The sequence below is a fragment of the Dietzia sp. 179-F 9C3 NHS genome (genome assembly GCF_045369825.1).
Classification (GTDB): Bacteria; Actinomycetota; Actinomycetes; order Mycobacteriales; family Mycobacteriaceae; genus Dietzia.
In genome coordinates, this window is the sequence record NZ_JBIQES010000002.1 from 167117 (window position 1) to 187412 (window position 20296).

The window sequence follows — 20296 nt, forward strand, 5'->3', positions numbered from 1 at the left end:
CCGGGTGGTCGTGGCCCCTCCCGCCGGCGCGGTCGGCGATGCGGCCCCGGGTCAGCGCGGCATCGGCGGGAGCGTGATGCCGATGTTCTCCGCGGCGATGAAGGCCTCGGGCGGCAACATGCCCATGCTGTGCGCGGCGGTGCCCCAGAAGGCCACGGACGTCCCGAGGCTGACGGCGGTGCCGATGAGGTAGGTGATGAGCTGCACGGTATTCTCCTGTCCTGAGGTGGCGCGCCACGATCGGACGCGTTCACAGGGGATTCTGGCAGCGACAGGAAGACCTGTCCCCGACTCAGAGAAAATCGGGAGAAAATTCCTTCATTCCCCACCTCTGATGATCCCCCTGAGCTTGGCCACCCGGGTGGACAGCTCGCGCTCGTGCCCGTGCCCGCTCGGTGCGTAGTAGTCGCGCCCCACCAACTCGTCCGGCGGGTACTGCTGCCGCACCACTCCGGCCGGGGCGTCGTGGGCGTACCGGTAACCCACCCCGTTGCCCAGCCCCTTGGCGCCAGCGTAATGGCCGTCGCGCAGATGCTTGGGCACCTGACCGACCCCGCCGCCGCGCACGTCGGCCATCGCCGCGTCGATCGCGGCGATCACCGCGTTGGATTTGGGTGCGGTGGCCAGGTGGACGGTGGCCTGGGCCAGCGCGAGGCGACACTCGGGCATGCCGACCTTCTGCACGATCTCCGCCGCCGCGCTCGCGGCGAGCAACGCAGTGGGGTCCGCCATCCCGATGTCCTCGCTGGCGTGCACCATGAGCCGGCGGGCGATGAACCGGGGGTCCTCCCCCGCCACGAGCATCCGCGCCAGGTAGTGGAGGGCGGCGTCGACGTCGGACCCGCGGATCGACTTGATAAATGCGCTCGTCACGTCGTAGTGCTGGTCCCCGTCGCGGTCGTAGCGCACCGGCGCGGCGTCGAGGCTGAGCTCGACGATCTCCGGCGTGACCACCCCCTCCTCCGCGGCCCCGGCCGCCGCCTCGAGGATCGTCAGGCCGCGTCGGGCGTCGCCGCCGGCGAGCCTGATGATGTCCGCCACCGCCTCGTCGGTGACCTCGACCCCGCCGGACAGCCCCCGCTCGTCCTTCACGGCGCGCCGTACGACCTCCGCCACCCCGGCGTCGTCGAGCCCGTGGAGCTCGGCGATGAGCGACCGGCTGAGCAACGGGGCGATCACCGAGAAGTGCGGATTCTCCGTGGTTGCGGCCACCAGCAGGACGATCCCGTTCTCCACGGCCGCGAGCAGAGCGTCCTGCTGGCTCTTGGAGAAGCGGTGCACCTCGTCGATGAACAGGACCGTGCGCTGGCCGTGGACCTGGCGGGTGCGCGCGTCCTCGATCACCGAGCGGACGTCCTTGACGCCGGCACTCAGGGCGGACAGGGACACGAAGTGCCGGCCCGACGAGCTCGCGACCAGGTTGGCCAGCGTCGTCTTACCCGTCCCCGGCGGACCATAGAGGATGACCGACGACCCGCCCCGGCCCTCCACCAGGCGCCGCAACGGCGAGTTGGGCCGCAGGAGATGCTCCTGGCCGATCACCTCGTCCAGGGTGCGCGGTCGCATCCGGACCGCGAGCGGAGCCGAGGGGTCTACCGGGCCGGCCGCGGGCGGGGCCGGTGCGGCGTCCCCGGCGGCGAACAATCCGGCGTCCTCGGTCACGCCCCCAGGCTAGACGAGGGCCTCCGACAGGGCTCCCGGTGAACTTCTGGCGACGAACCCGCCCGAATCCTTGTGCCGGGCGTGCGAACCGGGTTGAGTTGACGGACGACTGTCCCGAACTGCCGGGGCCGCCCCTCGACCAGGAGTCCCCTCGCATGTGCACGTCCGGCAACGCCAGCCACCGTCCCACCACGATCACCCGCCGGGAGGCCCTCGCGGGTGCCGGGCTCATGGCCGCGGTGGGCGCCACCGTCCTCGCCGACCCGGCCCCGGTCTGGGCATCGCCGGTCCGGCCCGTGGCCGACGACCTCGACGTCTACGTGATCGTCACCGACGGAATGCGGCCCGACGAGCTCAATCCCGTCCAGTCCCCGACCCTGCACCGCTGGGCCGCCGAGGGCACCCGTTATTCCCAGGCCTCGTCGATCATGATCGCCGAGACCCTGCCCAACCACGCGGCGATGGTCACCGGCGTCCTGCCCGCCCGCAACGGCGTGCCCTCGAACTCCATCTGGGACCACGCGGTCGGTGACGAGCGCACCCTCGACCGGCCCGACGACCTGCGCGCGCCGACGGTCCTCGACCGCATCCGGACCGAGGCGGGGCTCACCACCGCGAGCGTACTGAGCAAGGATTACCTCCACGGGCTGTTCGGCGGCCGGGCGAGCGTCCAGTGGGCCCCGTTCCCGCTCGTGCCGATCACCGATCACTCGCTCGACTGGTTCACGATCGAGGCGCTCAAGCAGACCGTCACCGACCACTCCCCCCGGTTCACCTTCGTCAACCTCGGCGACATGGACCGGTTCGGGCACATGGACCTGTCCGGCACCTCGTTACGACTCGCCCGTAACCAGGCGGTCTACAACTCCGACCACAAGCTGTGGGAGTTCGAGCAGTTCCTCCGCTCGACCGGCCGGTGGGACCGCTCGGTCCTCATCGTGCTGGCCGACCACGGCATGGACTGGTCCGAGCCGATGAGCCTCATCAGCGCCGCCGGCGCCATCGACGCCGACCCGGCGATCCGCGGCCGGTTCGGGGTGGCCCAGAACGGCGGCGCCGACACCTTCGCCTACCTCGGACCTGCGCACGAGCGCGACGCCTCGCTGCGCCGGCTGCGCGAGGTCGTGGGCGGCCTGCCCGGCGTCAACCGGCTCTACGACCCGGCCGAGCTCCACCTCGGGGACCGCGCGGGCGATCTCATCGCCACCTGCCACCCGGGCTGGCGGTTCTCCGACCCCACGCCGTTGTCCAACCCGATCCCCGGCAACCACGGGCACGAGGTCACCCTCGGCATCCCGTTCTTCGTGGGCGGCGGCCACCGGATCATCCGGCGCGGCCAGGTCGTCGACCGCCCGGTGTGGACGGTCGACGTGGGCTCGACGGTCGCCCGGCTCTTCGGCCTCGACCACCGGTCGATGGACGGCGCCCCCGCGCTCGAGGCGTTCCACCTCTAGTTTCCGGCGCCGGGCACGGACCCCGGTGCCGGCGCGGGCGGTCCGGCCTGTCCGGGGCCGCTGGCGGGCCCCGGCCACGGCCATGATCAGGCCTGCGGGGCCGCCGCGCCGTCGCCGTCGGCCGCACCGGCCGGGGCGGTGGTACCCCGCTGGACCGGCTGGGCGTCGATGCCCGACTCCTTGCGCTGCTCCGGTGTGATCGGCGAGGGGGCGTCCGTGAGCGGGTCGACGCCGCCGCCCGACTTGGGGAACGCGATGACGTCGCGGATCGAGTCGGTCTTGGCGAGCAGCGCCACGATCCGATCCCAGCCGAAGGCGATGCCGCCGTGCGGCGGGGCGCCGAAGGCGAAGGCGTCCAGCAGGAAGCCGAACTTCTCCTGCGCGTCCTCGTGGGAGATGCCCATCACCGCGAACACCCGCTCCTGGACGTCCTTGCGGTGGATACGAATTGACCCGCCGCCGATCTCGTTGCCGTTGCACACGATGTCGTAGGCGTATGCCAGCGCCGAGCCCGGATCGGTGTCGAAGGTGCCCAGGTGCTCGGGGCGCGGCGAGGTGAAGGCGTGGTGCACGGCGGTCCAGGCGCCGGAGCCCACGGCCACGTCGCCGGCGGCGGTGGCCTCGTCCGCCGGCTCGAACATCGGGGCGTCGACGACCCACGTGAACGCCCACGCGTCGGGGTCGATGAGCCCCAGCTTCTCGGCGATCTCGCCGCGGGCCGCGCCCAGGAGCGCGCGGGTGGACTTGACCGGACCGGCGCCGAAGAAGACGCAGTCCCCCGGCTCGGCGCCGACGTGCGCGGCTATCCCGGCGCGCTCGGTCTCGGACAGGTTCTTGGCCACGGGACCGCCGAGCTCGCCGTCCTCGCCCACGAGGATGTAGGCGAGCCCCTTGGCGCCGCGCTGCTTGGCCCACTCCTGCCAGGCGTCGAGCTGGCGGCGCGGCTGGGAGGCGCCGCCCTTCATGACGACGGCGCCGACGTACGGCGCCTGGAAGACGCGGAAGGGGGTGTCCGCGAAGAACTCGGTGCACTCGACCAGCTCGATATCGAACCGCAGGTCGGGCTTGTCGGAGCCGAAGCGGCGCATCGCCTCCTCGTAGGTCATCCGCGGGATCGGGGTGGTGATCTCGTACCCGGCGGTGGCCCAGACGCCGGCGAGGATCTCCTCGGCCAGCGAGATCACGTCGTCCTGGTCGACGAAGCTCATCTCCACGTCGAGCTGGGTGAACTCGGGCTGGCGGTCGGCACGGAAGTCCTCGTCCCGGTAGCAGCGGGCGATCTGGTAGTACCGCTCCATGCCCGCCACCATGAGCAACTGCTTGAACAGCTGCGGCGACTGGGGCAGCGCGTAGAAGGTGCCCGGCTGCAGGCGCGCGGGCACGAGGAAGTCGCGGGCGCCCTCCGGGGTGGACCGCGTGAGGGTCGGGGTTTCGATCTCCACGAACTCGTGCCGGTCGAGCACTGCACGGGCGGCGGCGTTGACCTTGGACCGCAGGCGTAGTGCGGCCCCGGGCCCCTCGCGGCGCAGGTCGAGGTAGCGGTGGCGCAGGCGCGCCTCCTCGCCCACCTCGTCGTCGAGCTGGAACGGCAGCGCCGCGGCCTCGCCGAGCACCTCGAAGGACGTCACGTCGAGCTCGACCTCGCCCGAGGCGAGGTTCGGGTTCTCCGAGCCCTCGGGCCGGCGGTCCACCGTGCCGGTGACGGCCACGCAGTACTCGTTGCGCAGCCGGTGGGCGCGCCCGGCCACGTCCTCGGAGCGGAACACCACCTGGCACACGCCGGTGGAGTCGCGCAGGTCCACGAAGATCACGCCGCCGTGGTCCCGGCGGCGCGCGACCCAACCGGCCAGGGTGACGGTGGCTCCGGCGTCGGTGGCTCGGAGCTGGCCGGCGGAATGGGTGCGCAGCACTGCGGTGGTCCTCTCGATGGGGTGACGGCGAAGGTGGATCGTGCGGTGATCGTCGCCCAGTCTACGACCCCCGCCGGATTCGCCCCGGATGGGTCGCAGCGCCCTGAGCGCCCGCTTAGAGTATCCCCGTGACGATGCGGGGACCCCCGCCCGGGATGACCCCGGGCTCCCCGGCGGTGAAGGGTGGATGGCCATGACCTTCCGTAAGGATGCCGATCTCTCGGGTGGCTCCGTCTCCGGCGGACGCGGTGGCGGCCGGCGCGGAATGGCGGTCGGCGGCGGCGTCGGGGGCATCGTCGTCGTCCTGGTGGCCCTCTTCCTGGGCGTGGACCCCGGACAGCTGGGCCTGGACACCGGCGGTGGCCAGGGCGATCCCCAGTCCCAGAGTCGGATCGACCAGCGGCTCGACGAGTGCACGGGCGAGATGGCCAACACCGATACGATCTGCCGGATCAAGGCCACCACGATCAGCCTCGAGGACGTGTGGGGGCAGCAGCTCCCCCAGCAGACCGGAATGGCGTGGGAGCAACCGCACACCACCATCTTCGAGGGCTCGGTGAGCACCGCGTGCGGCGCGGCCTCGTCTGACGTCGGGCCGTTCTACTGCCCGGCCGACCAGGACGTCTACATGGATCCGTCGTTCTTCGACCAGGTGCTCGCCGGTCAGCTCGGCGGCTCCGACGACCTCGTCGCCACGAGCTACGTGGTGGCGCACGAATTCGGCCACCATCTCCAGAACATGCTCGGCGATCTGCGCCGCTCTCAGCAGGACCCGCAGGGCCCGTCCTCGGGAGCCGTTCGCGCGGAGCTCCAGGCCGACTGCTACGCCGGTATCTGGTTCCACTACGCCACCAGCACCCCGGCCCGCGGATCGCAGGAGCCACTGGTCGAGAGCCTCACAGAGCAGCACATCGACGCGATCATCCAGACGGCCGAGGCGATCGGCGACGACCACATCCAGAAGACCAGTGGCTCCCGCGTGGACCCCAGTTCGTGGACGCACGGGTCGTCCCAGATGCGCCGGCAGTGGCTGGTGACCGGCTACGAGCAGGGCACCGTCGAGGCCTGCGACACCTTCCGCGCCCAGCTCTGACGCGACGTCCGGACGCCCGGCGCCCGCCGCGGATCAGGAGTCGAGCAGACCCCGCACGTGATCGAGCGCGGAATCGAGCGGCACCGGGTGCTGCTCGCCGGTCGCCATGGTCTTGACGACGACCGTGCCGGCGGCCAGCTCCTCCTCGCCGACGACGAGGGTCACGGCCGCGCCCGACCTGTCGGCCGCCTTGAAGGCCCCCTTCATGCCGCGGTCGCCGTAGGCCATGTCGGCACGGAGGCCGGCGCGCCGGAATCCCGCCAGCACGGGGACGAGCGCCGACCTGGCGGCCGAGCCCAGCCCCACGCCGTAGACGTCCACGCGTCCACCGGCAGCGGGGTCGATCCCCTCGGCCCCGAGCGCGAGCATGGTGCGGTCCACACCGATGCCGAAGCCGATCCCCGACAGCGCCTGCCCGCCGAGCTGCTCCATGAGCCCGTCGTAGCGACCGCCGCCGCCGATCCCCGACTGGGCGCCGAGGCCGTCGTGGACGAATTCGAACGTCGTCTTGGTGTAGTAGTCCAGCCCCCGCACCATGCGGGGGTTGATCTCGTAGGGCACCCCGAGCGCGTCGAGGTGCGCCCGCACGGTCGCGAGGTGTTCGGCGCTCGCGTCGGAGAGGTGGTCGAGCATGAGTGGCGCGCCGGCGAGCTGCTCCCGGACCTCGGGCCGCTTGTCGTCGAGGACACGCAGCGGGTTGAGGCGGGCCCGCTCGCGGGTGGCCTCGTCGAGGTCGAGCCCGCCGAGGAAGTCCTGCAGACGCTCACGGTAGGCGGGGCGACACTCGTCGTCACCAAGGGAGGTGAGCTCCAGGCGGAACCCGGTGAGGCCGAGCGATCGGAACGCCTCGTCCGCCACGGCGATCACCTCGGCGTCGAGCGCCGGGTCGTCGACGCCGATCGCCTCGATTCCGACCTGCTGGAGCTGGCGGTACCGGCCGGCCTGGGGGCGCTCGTAGCGGAAGAACGGGCCCGCGTAGCAGAGCTTGACCGGCAGCTGGCCGCGATCGAGGCCGTGCTCGATGACCGCGCGCATCACGCCGGCCGTACCCTCCGGGCGGAGGGTGACGCTCCGGCCGCCGCGGTCGGCGAAGGTGTACATCTCCTTGGAGACGACGTCGGTCGACTCCCCCACACCGCGCGCGAACAGCGCGGTGTCCTCGAAGACCGGCAGCTCGATGTGCCCGTAGCCGGCGTTTCGGGCGGCGGACGTGATGGCCTCGCGGACGGCGACGAACGCCGCCGAGGTCGGCGGTGCGTAGTCGGGCACCCCCTTGGGGGCCTTGAGGGCGGTCTTCTTCTGGCTGCCGGTCACGGGTTACTCGGGTCCTCGCTGGTCCGGGTGGCTGGGCGTCGGCTCAGAGGCCGCGCAGGAAGGGGTTGGCGCGACGCTCGCGGCCGATCGTGGTGCTGGGGCCGTGCCCGGGCAGGACCACCGTCTCGTCGTCGAGCACGAGGAACTTTTTGGCGATGGACTGCAGCAGCACCTCGTGATCGCCGCCCGGCAGGTCGCTGCGGCCCACGCCGTCCTGGAACAGCACGTCGCCGCCGATCACCACCTCCCGTGGCCCCTCCTCGGTCTCGACCGTCGTGCGGAACGAGACCGAGCCGACACTGTGGCCGGGCACATGGTCCACGTCGAAGGTCATGGTGCCGAAGCTGAGCCGGTCGCCGTCGAACACCTCGACCACCTCGGCCGGTTCCACGAAGGTGTGGCCCTTGAGCATGGCCGCCAGGTCGAGGGAGAGAGCCTTGGCCGGCTCGGAGAGCATCTCGCGGTCGTCGGGATGGATGTAGGCCGGCACCCGGTAGTGGTCGGCCACCTGCTGGGCGTTCCAGATGTGGTCGAGGTGCCCGTGTGTGAGCAGCACCGCCCTGGGGCGCAGACCCGCCTCCGTGACCTGGCGACGGACCAACTCCTCGGAGTCCTGGCCCGGGTCCACGATCACGCAGTCCCCCGCGTCGTCCGAGACGATGTAGCAGTTGGTCTGGAACATCCCCGCGGGAAATCCGACGATCCGCACGTGCTGCTCTCCCTTCGTGGTTCTCCCCCACCCCGACCGACCGGGCCAACACCCGCGATCACCGGAGTGGTGTCCGTCGCTCTCAGGCTGACCTGGTAGACAAGGGTCCTGTGCCGGACCCACGTGGGTCCGGCTGACCGTTCCAGCCTAGTCCAGGGACCCAGGAGGGCCAGTGTCCACCAACCAGGAACGCCGCGCGGAGGCCCGGCAGCGCCTGCGTGAGCAGATGGAGGCCCAGGCCAGGCGCGAGAAGCAGCTCAAGATCGCCGCGGCGAGCACAGTCGCGATCCTGCTCCTCGGCCTGGTCGGCGTGGTCGTGTGGAACAAGCAGCAGGAGGCCCGCGCCGAGCAACACGCCGCCGACTGGCTCACCTGCGAGTATCCCGAGGCCCCCAACGAGACACCCGAGAAGATCGCGGGAGCTCAGGCCAAGGAGCTCATCGACTCGGGCCAGGCCGACCAGAAGCAGATCGACGACTACAACAAGGACGTCGACGAGGCCCTCGCGGCCAAGGACAAGGAGAAGATCGTCGCCGCCCCGGAGGGCGAGCAGCCGAGACGCGGAACGGCCGAGGCCGTGCTGTCGCTCGACTCGGGCGACGTCCCGATCACGCTCGATCGATCTCAGGCGCCCTGCAATGTCTCGAGCATGGTCAACCTCATCGAGTCCGGGTACCTCGACAACAACACCTGCCACCGACTCGCCGTGGCGAAGGGCGACGAGGGGTTGTCCGTCCTGCAGTGCGGAGACCCCACCGGGACCGGCGCGTTCGGCCCGGGCTACACGGTGGTCGACGAGCCTCCGACCGATCTCCCGGTGAGCCAGGACGGTTCCGGGATGAGCGTCTACCCGCGCGGTACCGTCGCGATCGCCAATACCGGCCAGCCCAACAGCGGCGGAGGGCAGTTCTTCCTCGTCTACAAGGACTCCACCCTCCCGCCGAACTACGCGGTCGTCGGCAGCATCGCCGAGGAGGGCCTCACGGTGATCGAGGCCCTGGCCAAGAACGTGCCGGACAACAGCGACAAGCAGCCCCAGGACCAGAAGCCGCGCCGGCCGATCGCGATCAAAAAGGCGACCGTCCTCTCCCAGGAGGGCCTTCCCGAGTCCTGACCTCGCCCGCCCGTCGCCCCGTCCCCCTCGTGGAGACGGGGCGGCGGCGCATCAGCTGGAGGTGACCCGGTTGACGTCGAAGACGCCCTCGACGCGGCGGACCGCGCTCAGGACGTGCCCCAGGTGCTTGGGGTCGGCCATCTCGAACGTGAACCGCGAGACCGCCACCCTGTCGTCGCCGGTGGTCTGGACGGACGCCGAGAGGATGTTGACCTTCTCGTCGGCCAGGACCTTTGTGACGTCCGAGAGAAGGCGGTGACGGTCGAGGGCCTCGACCTGGATCGCCACGAGGAACACCGACCCCGGCTGCGGCGCCCACTCCACCTTGACGAGTCGTTCCGACTCCCGCCGCAGTGCCGAGGCGTTGGAGCAGTCGGTCCGGTGCACGCTCACGGCCCCGCCGCGGGTGATGAATCCCAAGATCTCGTCGCCGGGCACCGGCGTGCAGCAGCGCGCGAGTTTGGCGTGCACGTCGGGCACGCCGCCCACGAGGACGCCGGCGCCGGGCGACGGGGCCCGTGGCGTCACGGTCTTGTCGCGTGACCGGGAGGCGATCTCCTCGGTGACCTCGTCGACCCCGCCGTAGGCGGCGATGAGGCGTCCCACGACGTGCTTGGCCGAGACGTGGTTCTCGCCGATCGCTGTGTACAGGGCGGTGACGTCGGAGAATCCGAGCTCGCCGGCGACGGACGCGAGCGACTCGTTGGAGAACACCCGGTGGACGGGGACGCCGCCGCGGCGGACCTCGCGGGTGATGAGGTCCTTGCCCCGCTCGAGGGCCTCCTCGCGACGCTCCTTGGCGAACCACTGCCGGATCGAACTCTTGGCGCGACCGGATACCACGAACTTCTGCCAGTCCAGGCTCGGGCCGGCATTGGGGTCCTTGGAGGTGAACACCTCCACCACCTCGCCGTTCTCCAGCGGGCGCTCGAGCGCGACGAGCTTGCCGTTGACCCGCGCTCCGATGCATCGGTGGCCCACCTCGGTGTGGACGGCGTAGGCGAAGTCAACGGGGGTGGCGCCGACGGGCAGGTTGATGACGTCGCCCTTGGGGGTAAAGACGAAGATCTGTTTGCTCGTCATCTCGAACCGCAGTGAGTCGAGGAACTCCCCCGGGTCGGCGGCTTCCCGCTGCCACGAGAGCAGCTGGCGCATCCACGCCATCTCATCGACCTCGGCCACGTCCCCGCCGTGTCGGCCCCGGGTCTCCTTGTACCGCCAGTGCGCCGCGATGCCGTACTCGGCGTTGCGGTGCATCTCGTGGGTGCGGATCTGGATCTCGAGCGGCTTGCCGTCGGGACCGATCACGGTGGTGTGCAGCGACTGGTAGACGCCGAACTTGGGCTGGGCGATGTAATCCTTGAACCGGCCGGGCATCGGCTGCCACAGCGAGTGCACCACCCCGATGGCGGCGTAGCAGTCGCGGACGTCGTCACACAACACGCGGATTCCCACCAGGTCGTGGATCTCGTCGAACTCGCGGCCCCGGACCATCATCTTCTGGTAGATCGACCAGTAGTGCTTGGGGCGCCCCTCGACGGTGGCCTGGATGTGCGCCTTCTCCAGGTCAGCGCGCACCTTGGTCGTCACTGTGCCCAGGTAGACGTCGCGGCTCGGCGCCCGGTCCGCCACCAACCGCACGATCTCCTGGTACTTCTTGGGCTGCAGGATCGCAAACGCCAGGTCCTCGAGCTCCCACTTGACCGTGGCCATCCCGAGCCGGTGCGCGAGCGGGGCGATCACCTCGAGCGTCTCGCGGGCCTTCTTGACCTGCTTCTGCGGCGGCAGGAACCGCATCGTGCGCATGTTGTGGAGGCGGTCGGCCACCTTGATCACCAGAACCCGCGGGTCGTGGGCCATGGCAATGATCATCTTGCGGATCGTCTCGGCCTCAGCAGCCTCGCCGAACTGGACCTTGTCGAGCTTGGTGACCCCGTCGACGAGGTGCGCGACTTCCCGACCGAAGTCGCCGGCAAGGGTCTCCAGCGAGTAGTCGGTGTCCTCCACCGTGTCGTGCAGGAGTGCCGCGACGAGAGTCGTGGTGTCCATGCCCATCTCGGCACAGATGGTCGCCACGGCGAGCGGGTGGGTGATGTACGGGTCCCCGGACTTGCGGAACACCCCCTCGTGCTGCCGCTCCGCGAGCGAGTAGGCACGGGAGAGCAGGCCGACGTCGGCCTTGGGCTGGTGGATGCGGTGCACGCGGACCAGAGGTTCGAGCACGGCCGGCGTCGAGGCCACCGTGAGGCCGGAGGTGAGTCTGCGTGCCCAGCGCGCACGGACCCGACGACTCACCGACGGTCGGGCGCCGGGGACGAGGGGCAGCGGCTGGGTGGTGGGCTGCTTCTCCGGCGGCGCCGACCCGGCGCCGTTCGCCGCCTGACCTCCGCGGCCCGCGTCTCCGCCGGGATCCTGCCGTTGGGTCATGGCGGCTCCTCCCTGTGGGTCCCGGCCGTCGGCGGGGGGCTCCGCCGCCGTCAGGCGGTCGCCGTCACGCCACCGTCAGGCAGGTCAGCGGTGTGCCGGTCAGTCTATCCCGGCCGCCGAGTCCGGGGACCTCCAGGACCACGGACAGCCCCGCGACGGTCGCTCCGCAGTCCTCCAGCAGGCCCACGGCCGCGCCGAGGGTGCCGCCGGTTGCCAGGACGTCGTCGACCACCAGCACCCGGCTCCCGGTGAGGTCGAGGCCGTCGGCGGGCAGTTCGAGCGTGGCGGCGCCGTACTCCAGTTCGTAGGAGCGCGAGTGCACCGGCGGGGGCAGCTTGCCGGACTTGCGGACGGCGAGGACGCCCGTGTGCAGCCGCATGGCGACCGCACCGGCGAGGAGGAACCCGCGGGCGTCGAGCCCGGCCACGTAGTCGACCTCGCCGGGCACGAGACCGGCGGACAGGCCCTCGACAACGGCGCCGAAGCCCTCCGGGTCGGCGAGCACCGGCGTGAGGTCGCAGAACTCGACCCCCTCGGAGGGGAAGTCCTGCACGCGGCGCATGAGTCGCTCGACCGCCGAGCTGATGGTGGGCGCCACGTCGGTCATGCCGTCGCCCCCGTCCGCTCACGCCGGGCGAGGACCTTGGCGTTGTGCTCCCGGACCTCGGCCCGGCGCTCCTTGAGCGTGACGAGCAGCGGGGTGGCGAGGAACACCGACGAGAACGTGCCGGTGACGATACCGACCATCTGGACCAGCGCGAGGTCCTTGAGGGTTCCGACGCCGAGGATCCACACGGCGATCACGACGAGCGCCAGCAGGGGCAGCAGCCCGATGATCGTGGTGTGGATGGACCGCATGAGGGTCTGGTTGACGCCGAGGTTGGCCTCCTCCGCGTACGTGCTGCGGGTGGTGTGCCTGATCCCCCGTGTGTTCTCCTCGACCTTGTCGAACACCACCACCGTGTCGTACAGCGAGAAGCCGAGGATGGTGAGCAGGCCGATGACGGTGGCCGGCGTGACCTCGAACCCGACGAGCGAATAGATGCCGGCCGTGGAGATCACGTCGAACAGCAGGGCGACGATCGCCGCCACCGACATGTCGAACTCGAACCGGAAGGCGATGTAGACAAAGACGACGGCGAGGAAGACCGCGAGGGCGATGAGCGCCTTCTGGGTGACCTGGCCGCCCCAGCTCTCGCTACGGGCCGAGTCGCCGATCGCCTCGACGGTCGGCTCCCCGGTGGCACCGACGGGTTGGAACTCCTCGAACAGCGCCTCCTTGGTCTCGCGGATCTCGTCGCTTGTGAGGAACCGGGTCTCCACCTCCACCACCCGCGCGGCGCCGGCGCCGACGATCTGGACCAGCTGGGGCTCCTCGCCCAGCGACTCCTCGACGACCACGGCGACACGGTCCTTGTCGATGTCTCCCGCCGGCATGGTGAGCTTGGTGCCGCCGGTGAAGTCGATGCCGAAGCTGAAGCCGCGCAGCAGGATGCTGGCCAGGCAGATCGCCACGATGACCGTGGTGAGGATGTAGAAGCGCCGCCGGTTCTGGACGATCCGGAAGGCGCCGGTGCCGGTGTAGAGCCGGGTGAACAGACTCTCCGAGGCGGGCGTCGCGTCGTCCGCGGGGGCCGGGGTGGTGCCCGGGGCGCTCATCGGTTCTCCTCCTCGTCGGAGCGGGTGTCGTCGACGGCGTCGGCCTCGGCGGCGGGGCCGTCCTCGCGCCTGGGCAGCGTGAGGGTCGGGGTGGCCGGCGCCACGGCCTGCCCCGGCCCGCGGACCTGAGCGGTGACCCCGCGACGGCCGCTCTCTCCGGAGCCGTCCCCGGCGGCCTCCTTGGCCCGCTGCTGCTCGAGTCGGCGCTGCTCGGCGGCAACGGACCGCAGCGACTCCATCCGCCCCATACCGTTGGCGGACGGCTTGGCGAACAGTGCCTTGGTGGAGGCGAGGTAGACGAACGGCCAGGTGACGGTGAAGGCCACGAGGACGTCCATGACGGTGGTGAGGCCGAGGGTGAAGGCGAAGCCGCGGACCTCGCCGCTGGCGAGCCAGTAGAGGACGACGGCGCCGATGAGGCTCACCATGTTGCCGGTGACGATGGTGCGGCTCGCACTCTTCCACGCCCGCGGCACCGCGGATCTGAAGCGGTGACCGTCGCGCAGCTCGTCCTTGATGCGTTCGAAGAACACGACGTAGGAGTCGGCGGTCATGCCGATGCCGATCACGAGGCCGGCGATGCCGGCGAGGTCGAGGCTGTAGTCGACGGTGTAGCCGAGGAACACGAGCATCACGTAGGTGAGCAGGAACGAGAGCACCAGCGAGATGAACGCCAGGACGCCGAGCAGCCGGTAGTAGAGCACCGAGTAGGCCAGCACCAGTAGGAAACCGATCGCCCCGGCCAACAGTCCGGCCTCGAGGGAGGCCAGGCCGAGGGAGGCGGGCACGTTGTCGACGTTGGGGTCCTCGAACGAGATGGGCAGTGCGCCGTAGCGCAGGTTCGCCGCGAGGGACTGGGCCTCGTCCGGGGTGAACTCGCCGGTGATGGAGGTGGCGGATCCGACCGGGGTCACACCCTGGACGACGGGCGCACTGATCACGGCACCGTCGAGGAGGATGGCGATCTGTCGCTGCAGGTTCTCCTGGGTCAGGCGCGACCAGGTGGCGCTGCCCTCCTGGCCGGGGCCGGCGTTGAAGCGGAACGAGACCTCGTTGCGGCCCTGCTGCTGGTTGAAGCCCGAGCTGACGGAGTCCTTGACGATCTGCTGGCCGTCGAGCCGCACCCCGTCCTCGGGCTGGCCGTTGAGCAACGGCACCGGGCCGAGGACGTACTTTCCGCCCTCGCCGCACGCGATGAGCGCCTGCGAGGGGTCGTCGAACCCGGCCAGGACGTCCCGCTCGGGGCAGCGGAACGCCGGCAGCGCCCCGACGAGCTCATCGGGGTCGCCCTGTCGCTCCTTCCGGGCCTCCTCGACCTCCCTCGCGACGGCCTCGCGGTCGCCTTTCGCCGCGGGAACCGGTTCGAGGTCGTCGGGGGCGACGGGCTGGAACTGGACGACGGGGCGGATGCTCAGCTGTGAGGTCGTACCGAGGTCGCGGGCCTGGCTGGAGTCCTCGCCGGGCACCGTGAGGACGATGTTGCTGCCCTCGATGACCACCGTGGTGCCGGCCACACCGAGACCGTCCACGCGGTCGCGGATGATCTCCTGCGCGAGTCGGAGGTCGGCCTCGTCCGGCTGCCCCTTGGGGATCAGCGTGACGCGGGTACCGCCCTGGAGGTCGATGCCGAGCTTCGGGGCCAGGCCCCGGTCGGCCACCGCGAACGCGGCGAGGAACAGGATGGCGAAGACCAGGACGAAGGCGGACAGCAGGGTCCACGGCTTGGGGCGCGCATCGGCGCCTCGCGTGCGGACTGGGGACACAGGCGGATCTCTCTCGGGGCGTCGTCTGGGTCGTCTGTGGTCGACGACCTCATCACACTACTGGTCGGTCGGCGACGTGCGGGAATCCGGCGCGGCGGGGTCCTGCACCTTCTCGCGGATCACCCGGCGGTCCCATTCGGTGTGGACGCCGGGGGCCACCTCCAGCACGAGGGTCTCCACCCCGGTCGAGACGACGGTCGCGTACAGCCCCGACGTGGTGAGCACCCGGTCCCCCGCCACCAGGGAATTCTGCAGGTCCTGCAGCGCTCGCATCGCCTTGCGCTGCCTCGACCCCTGCAGGAGCATCATCGCGATCAGGGCGATGATCATCAGCGGTAGGAACAGTTCCAGCACCATGAGGCTCCTTCTGGCGTCTGGCCCGCGTGATGCCGGGCCGGTGTGGGTTCGAGGATGCCAGGGGCGGGGTCAGCCGCGGGGTCCGGGTCCCTCCTCGAGGTCCACGGGCAGCATCGGGTCCGATCCCGCGGAGGCGCCGTGGCCGCCCGGGACGGGGTCCGGCCGGGTGAGGCCGAGGTGGTCCCATGCGGCGGCCGTGGCGACGCGACCGCGCGGGGTCCTCGCGAGCAGGCCGGCCCGGACGAGGAACGGCTCGCAGACCTCTTCGAGTGTGGTGGCCTCCTCGCCCACGGCCACGGCGAGGGTGCCCAGGCCGACGGGGCCGCCCTCGTGGTGAACGAGCAGCGAGCGCAGGACCGCTCGATCGAGCCGGTCCAGGCCCAATTCGTCGACCTCGTAGACCTCGAGGGCCGCCTTCGCGACCGGCACGGTGACGCGGCCGTCAGCACGGACCTCGGCGTAGTCCCGTACCCGGCGCAGGAGCCGGTTGGCGATCCGCGGCGTCCCCCGCGACCGACCGGCGATCTCGCGGGCGGCGTCCGCGTCCACGGGGATGGCGAGGATGTCGGCCGCGCGCGTGACGATCCGGGCCAGATCGTCGTCGGAATAGAAATCCATGTGGGCGGTGAAGCCGAAGCGGTCGCGCAGCGGCCCGGTCAGCGCCCCCGCGCGGGTCGTGGCGCCGACCAGGGTGAACGGGGCCAGTTCGAGCGGGATCGACGTGGCGCCGGGCCCCTTGCCCACCATGATGTCGATCCGGAAGTCCTCCATCGCCAGGTAGAGCATCTCCTCGGCGGGCCTGGCTATCCGGTGGATCTCGTCGATGAAGAGGACGTCGCCCTCCACAAGGTTGGACAGCATCGCCGCGAGGTCGCCGGGCCGCTCCAGCGCGGGACCCGAGGTGATCCGGAGCGATCCGCCGAGCTCGGCGGCAACGATCATGGCGAGGCTGGTCTTGCCCAGGCCCGGCGGGCCCGAGAACAGCAAGTGGTCCGGGACCACGCCCCGACGGGTGGCGGCGGTGAGCACGAGGTGGAGCTGCTCGCGGACGGTCTCCTGCCCGATGAAGTCGTCGAGCGCCCGCGGCCGCAGGGCCCCCTCGACGTCCGAGTCGAACGGGGTGAGCGCGGCGGAGAGCTCGGCACCGACCTCCACCGGGCCGGGCCCGTCGGCGGGGTGCTCCATCAGCGCCGCCCGAGGGATCTGAGTGCGAGCCGGAGGGCCGCGGGGGCGTCGAGATCGGGCTCGGAGGCGAGGACCGCCGCGGCGGTCTTCTCCGCCTCCGCCGCGGAGAAGCCGAGACCCTCGAGCGCCTCCGCCACCTCACCGGACGCCGACGCGGCCGGCGTGGACGGGCCTCCCGCACCGGCGGCGTCGGACACCGGGCCGACCTTGTCCTTGAGTTCGAGCACCATCCGCTCGGCGGTCCGCTTGCCCACGCCGGGGACGCGGGTCAGGGCCTTGACGTCGCCGGAGCCCAGGGCCCGGAGCAGCTCGTCCGGCTCGAGGGTCGCGAGGATCGCCAGCGCGAGCCGCGGTCCCACCCCGGACACTGTCTGCACGGTGGTGAACAGACTCCGGGCCTCGACCGAGTCGAACCCGTACAGCGTGAGCGAGTCCTCGCGGACGACGAGTTCGGTGTGCAGCGCACCCTCGGTTCCCCGGCGCAGGCCTGCCAGTGCGGCCGGCGTGGCGTGGACGAGCACCCCCACCCCGCCGGTCTCCACCACGCAGCGGTCCAGGCCGATCTCGACCACCGTCCCCCGGATCGAGGCGATCACCAGCGCACTCCCTTCGCTCGCGCCATGCCGCGGGCGGCCGCCCGGGCGCGCTCCTGATCGGCGCCGGTGCCCCGCGGCCGCGGCACCGCTGCCTCGCGCGCCGCCGCGGCCTGCCGCGACGCGGCGGCCCGCGCCTCGAACCCGGCCCGCGTCCGCGCCACCCGGCCGTCGAGCGCTGACAGTCGGCGCTGCATGGGCGCCCGCCAACTGTGGCACACCGCCAGGGCCAGCGCGTCCGCGGCGTCCGCGGGACTCGGCGGCTTCTGCAGCCCCAGGATCCGCGTGATCATGAGCGTCATCTGCTTCTTATCCGCCCGCCCGTTGCCGGTGATCGCGGCCTTGACCTCCGACGGGGTGTGGAACGCCACCGGGATGTCCCGGTACGCGGCAGCGAGCGCCACGACGCCGGCGGCCTGGGCCGTGCCCATGACGGTGGAGACCTCGCCCCGCTGAAAGACCCGCTCGATGGCCACCACGTCGGGCGCGTGGACTCCCATCCACTCGTCCGCCACCTCGTGGACGGCGCGCAGTCGCCGCTCGAGCGGTTCGTCGGCGGCCGTGCGGACCACGTCCACATCCAGCGCGGTGACGGCCCGGCCGGGTTCGGTCTCGATGAGCGCGAGACCGCACCGGGTGAGCCCCGGATCCACACCCATGACGCGCATCGCCACCTCCACAGGCCTGCGGGTAGAACCTACGTTCGACACCCTACCAGCGGGGGCCAGATCAGGAGTCGAGCGCCGCCAGCACGTCGTCGGGCACGTTCACGTTCGAGTAGACGTTCTGCACGTCGTCACAGTCCTCGAGGGCGTCGACGAGCTTGAACACCTTTTCTGCGCCCTCGGCGTCCACGGTCACCTCGACGGAGGCGCGGAAACCCATCTCCGCGGAGTCGTAGTCGATGCCGGCGTCCTGGAGAGCCGTGCGCACGGCCACCAGGTCGGTCGCCTCGCAGACCACCTCGAACTGCTCGCCGAGGTCGTTGACCTCCTCCGCACCGGAATCGAGGACCGCCATGAGGACGTCGTCCTCCTCCAGGTCGCCCTTGCCCAGGACGACCTCTCCCTTACGGGCGAACAGGTAGGACACGGAGCCCGGGTCGGCCATGTTGCCGCCGTTACGGGTCATCGCGGTGCGGACCTCACCGGCGGCGCGGTTCCGGTTGTCCGTGAGGCACTCGATGAGCATGGCCACGCCGCCGGGGCCGTAGCCCTCGTACATGATGGTCTCCCACTCGGCGCCGCCCGCCTCCTCGCCGGCGCCGCGCTTGCGGGCGCGCTCGACGTTGTCGGCCGGTACGGAGTTCTTCTTGGCCTTCTGGATGGCGTCGTACAGCGTGGGGTTACCGGCCGGGTCGCCACCGCTCGTGCGGGCCGCCACCTCGATGTTCTTGACGAGCTTGGCGAAGAGCTTGCCGCGCTTGGCGTCGATCGCCGCCTTCTTGTGCTTGGTGGTGGCCCACTTGGAATGGCCTGCCATGTGTTGTTCCGCCCTCCGGGGGTCTGGGGTACTCGGTGCGTACGTCCGCTGGGCTGCCAGTCTACGAGGTCTCCAGCGGTGCCCGGCTCCGGCACACCATGTCGACGAAGTACCGGTGCACGCGGACGTCGTCGGTGATCTCGGGGTGGAAGGACGTCGCGAGCGCGTTGCCCTGCCGCACCGCGACCACGTGGTCGCCGCCGTCCGACGCCGTCACCGTGGCCAGCACCTCGACGTCCCCGCCCACCGACTCCACCCACGGGGCCCGGATGAACACGGTCCGCAGGGGGTCGGGGCCGAAGGCCTCCACGACGAGGTCGGTCTCGAACGAATCGACCTGCCGGCCGAACGCGTTGCGCCGAACAGTCATGTCGATCGCCGAGAACCAGCGGGCGTCGGCGCGGGTGTCCAGGACATCGGAGGCCAGCAGGATCATGCCGGCGCACGATCCGTAGACCGGCATACCGTCGGCGATCCGCGCGGCGAGCGGTTCGTCCAGCTCGTACACACCGAGCAGGCGGCTCATCGCCGTCGACTCCCCGCCCGGAAGGACGAGCCCGTCCACCGCGTCGAGCTCGGCGCGGCGCCGCACAGAAACCGCCTCGGCACCCGCGACCTCGAGGTGCCGGAGGTGTTCGGCGACGTCGCCCTGGAGGGCGAGGACGCCGATCCGGGGCCGGGGCGTCACCGGCCCTCGTCGATCGCCTTCTCGGCGGCATCGAGCTTGACAGGGAACGGCTGGGCTCCGTCCCGCAGCAGGCGCGACAGGCCCTCCTGCACGACCGCCGCGACGAGCCGCCCCTGCCGGTCGAACAGCCGCCCCTGGGTCAGGGCCCGACCGGCGTCGGCGGACGGTGAGATCTGGTCGTAGAGCAGCCATTCGTCAGCGCGGAACGGCCGCAGGAACCACATCGCGTGGTCGAGCGAGGCCTCCTGCGTCCGGACGCCCGGGTGCGGGACCTTGGACGAACCGAGCAGTGTCATGTCCGACATGTAGGCCAGCGTGCAGACGTGGAAGTTGAAGTCGTCCGGCAGCGAGTCCACGCAGCGGATCCACACGCGCTGCTGCGAGGCGTAGCCGCGGTCGGTCTCGAGCTTCTCGCGGGGCACCACGCGGATGTCCCACTGCGCCCACTCCTCGAGGAACTTGCGGTGGTCCTCGCGCAGTTCGCTGGCGTCGGGTACCGGGATCTCTTCCGGGTCGATCACGTTCGGCATCGTGTCCTGGTGCTCGATTCCCTCCTGCCCCTCGAGATGGAAGGACGCGGACATCGAGAAGATGGACTCGCCCTCCTGGATCGCGGTGACCCGGCGGGTGGCGAAGCTGCGCCCGTCGCGCAGTCGGTCGATCTGGAAAACGGTCGGTACATCCGGCACACCGGGGCGCAGGAAGTAGCCGTGCAGCGAGTGGACGTGCTTGTTCTCCTCCACGGTGCTCACGGCCGCCATGAGTGACTGGCCGGCGACCTGGCCGCCGAAGGTCCGCTGCAGATGCGTCTCGATGGCCGCGCCGCGGTAGAGATCGCGGTCGATCCGTTCGATCTCGAGGATCTCCTCGATCGGGGCCATGTCAG

Annotated in this window: 19 protein-coding genes; 3 read left to right on the forward strand and 16 right to left on the reverse strand. The window is 71.0% G+C overall.

Features of this window, described 5'->3' with window-relative positions; all coding sequences use genetic code 11:
• Nucleotides 1-51 precede the first annotated feature (51 nt).
• Both ACH0BZ_RS03130 and ACH0BZ_RS03135 read right to left on the reverse strand, forming a co-directional pair.
• Complete coding sequence (locus ACH0BZ_RS03130) at nt 52-207, reverse strand: hypothetical protein (RefSeq protein ID WP_406896498.1); 156 nt, start codon at nt 205-207, stop codon at nt 52-54.
• 111 nt (nt 208-318) lie between these two features.
• The gene (locus ACH0BZ_RS03135) at nt 319-1662 is read right to left on the reverse strand and encodes a replication-associated recombination protein A (RefSeq protein ID WP_406896499.1); all 1344 of its coding nucleotides are present in this window, start codon (nt 1660-1662) and stop codon (nt 319-321) included.
• Nucleotides 1663-1817: 155 nt separating this feature from the next.
• Here ACH0BZ_RS03135 and ACH0BZ_RS03140 point away from each other — a divergent pair, with 155 nt between their 5' ends.
• Nucleotides 1818-3116, forward strand: a complete 1299-nt coding sequence (locus ACH0BZ_RS03140; RefSeq protein WP_406896500.1) for an alkaline phosphatase family protein — start codon at nt 1818-1820, stop codon at nt 3114-3116.
• A gap of 86 nt (nt 3117-3202) precedes the next feature.
• On the opposite strand, the gene aspS is transcribed toward ACH0BZ_RS03140, so the two are convergent.
• On the reverse strand, nt 3203-5026 hold the full coding sequence (gene aspS / locus ACH0BZ_RS03145; protein ID WP_406896501.1) for an aspartate--tRNA ligase: 1824 nt from the start codon (nt 5024-5026) through the stop codon (nt 3203-3205).
• Nucleotides 5027-5219: 193 nt separating this feature from the next.
• Between aspS and ACH0BZ_RS03150 the strand changes: the two genes are divergently transcribed.
• A complete protein-coding gene (locus ACH0BZ_RS03150) occupies nt 5220-6119 on the forward strand; it encodes a neutral zinc metallopeptidase (RefSeq protein WP_406896503.1) in 900 nt (299 codons plus the stop codon).
• 33 nt (nt 6120-6152) lie between these two features.
• Here ACH0BZ_RS03150 and hisS read toward each other — a convergent pair whose 3' ends face one another.
• Complete coding sequence (gene hisS / locus ACH0BZ_RS03155) at nt 6153-7433, reverse strand: histidine--tRNA ligase (protein ID WP_406896504.1); 1281 nt, start codon at nt 7431-7433, stop codon at nt 6153-6155.
• Nucleotides 7434-7476: 43 nt separating this feature from the next.
• On the reverse strand, nt 7477-8142 hold the full coding sequence (locus ACH0BZ_RS03160; RefSeq protein ID WP_406896505.1) for an MBL fold metallo-hydrolase: 666 nt from the start codon (nt 8140-8142) through the stop codon (nt 7477-7479).
• A 172-nt stretch (nt 8143-8314) separates the two neighbouring features.
• Here ACH0BZ_RS03160 and ACH0BZ_RS03165 point away from each other — a divergent pair, with 172 nt between their 5' ends.
• Entirely contained in the window at nt 8315-9256 is a 942-nt protein-coding gene (locus ACH0BZ_RS03165; protein WP_406896506.1) for a peptidylprolyl isomerase, read from the forward strand.
• Between the two features lie 51 nt (nt 9257-9307).
• Here the strand turns inward: ACH0BZ_RS03165 and ACH0BZ_RS03170 are convergent, their stop codons facing one another.
• The 11 genes from ACH0BZ_RS03170 to ACH0BZ_RS03220 form a co-directional block, all read right to left on the reverse strand.
• On the reverse strand, nt 9308-11683 hold the full coding sequence (locus ACH0BZ_RS03170; protein WP_406896507.1) for a RelA/SpoT family protein: 2376 nt from the start codon (nt 11681-11683) through the stop codon (nt 9308-9310).
• Nucleotides 11684-11747: 64 nt separating this feature from the next.
• Nucleotides 11748-12290 (reverse strand): adenine phosphoribosyltransferase, encoded by a 543-nt coding sequence (locus ACH0BZ_RS03175; protein WP_406896508.1) that lies wholly within the window; start codon nt 12288-12290, stop codon nt 11748-11750.
• The gene (secF, locus tag ACH0BZ_RS03180; protein WP_406896509.1) at nt 12287-13342 is read right to left on the reverse strand and encodes a protein translocase subunit SecF; all 1056 of its coding nucleotides are present in this window, start codon (nt 13340-13342) and stop codon (nt 12287-12289) included. Before secF ends, ACH0BZ_RS03175 begins: the two co-directional genes overlap by 4 nt.
• Nucleotides 13339-15105, reverse strand: coding sequence for a protein translocase subunit SecD (gene secD / locus ACH0BZ_RS03185; protein WP_406896510.1), 1767 nt, complete (start codon nt 15103-15105; stop codon nt 13339-13341). The genes secF and secD overlap by 4 nt, the downstream gene beginning before the upstream one ends.
• A 57-nt stretch (nt 15106-15162) precedes the next feature.
• Nucleotides 15163-15462 (reverse strand): preprotein translocase subunit YajC, encoded by a 300-nt coding sequence (yajC, locus tag ACH0BZ_RS03190; RefSeq protein WP_406896511.1) that lies wholly within the window; start codon nt 15460-15462, stop codon nt 15163-15165.
• Between the two features lie 69 nt (nt 15463-15531).
• Complete coding sequence (ruvB, locus tag ACH0BZ_RS03195; protein WP_406896512.1) at nt 15532-16647, reverse strand: Holliday junction branch migration DNA helicase RuvB; 1116 nt, start codon at nt 16645-16647, stop codon at nt 15532-15534.
• Entirely contained in the window at nt 16647-17243 is a 597-nt protein-coding gene (ruvA, locus tag ACH0BZ_RS03200; RefSeq protein ID WP_406896513.1) for a Holliday junction branch migration protein RuvA, read from the reverse strand. The genes ruvB and ruvA overlap by 1 nt, the downstream gene beginning before the upstream one ends.
• Nucleotides 17240-17908: a crossover junction endodeoxyribonuclease RuvC gene (locus ACH0BZ_RS03205; protein ID WP_406896514.1), complete on the reverse strand. Its 669-nt coding sequence runs from the start codon at nt 17906-17908 to the stop codon at nt 17240-17242. The genes ruvA and ACH0BZ_RS03205 overlap by 4 nt, the downstream gene beginning before the upstream one ends.
• Nucleotides 17909-17969: 61 nt before the next feature.
• Nucleotides 17970-18722 carry a YebC/PmpR family DNA-binding transcriptional regulator gene (locus ACH0BZ_RS03210; protein WP_406896515.1) on the reverse strand — a complete coding sequence of 251 codons (753 nt, stop codon included), beginning with the start codon at nt 18720-18722 and terminating at the stop codon, nt 17970-17972.
• Nucleotides 18723-18783: 61 nt separating this feature from the next.
• Nucleotides 18784-19410 carry a pyridoxal 5'-phosphate synthase glutaminase subunit PdxT gene (pdxT, locus tag ACH0BZ_RS03215; protein ID WP_406896516.1) on the reverse strand — a complete coding sequence of 209 codons (627 nt, stop codon included), beginning with the start codon at nt 19408-19410 and terminating at the stop codon, nt 18784-18786.
• Nucleotides 19407-20291 (reverse strand): acyl-CoA thioesterase, encoded by an 885-nt coding sequence (locus ACH0BZ_RS03220; protein WP_406896517.1) that lies wholly within the window; start codon nt 20289-20291, stop codon nt 19407-19409. Before ACH0BZ_RS03220 ends, pdxT begins: the two co-directional genes overlap by 4 nt.
• Nucleotides 20292-20296: the final 5 nt, after the last annotated feature.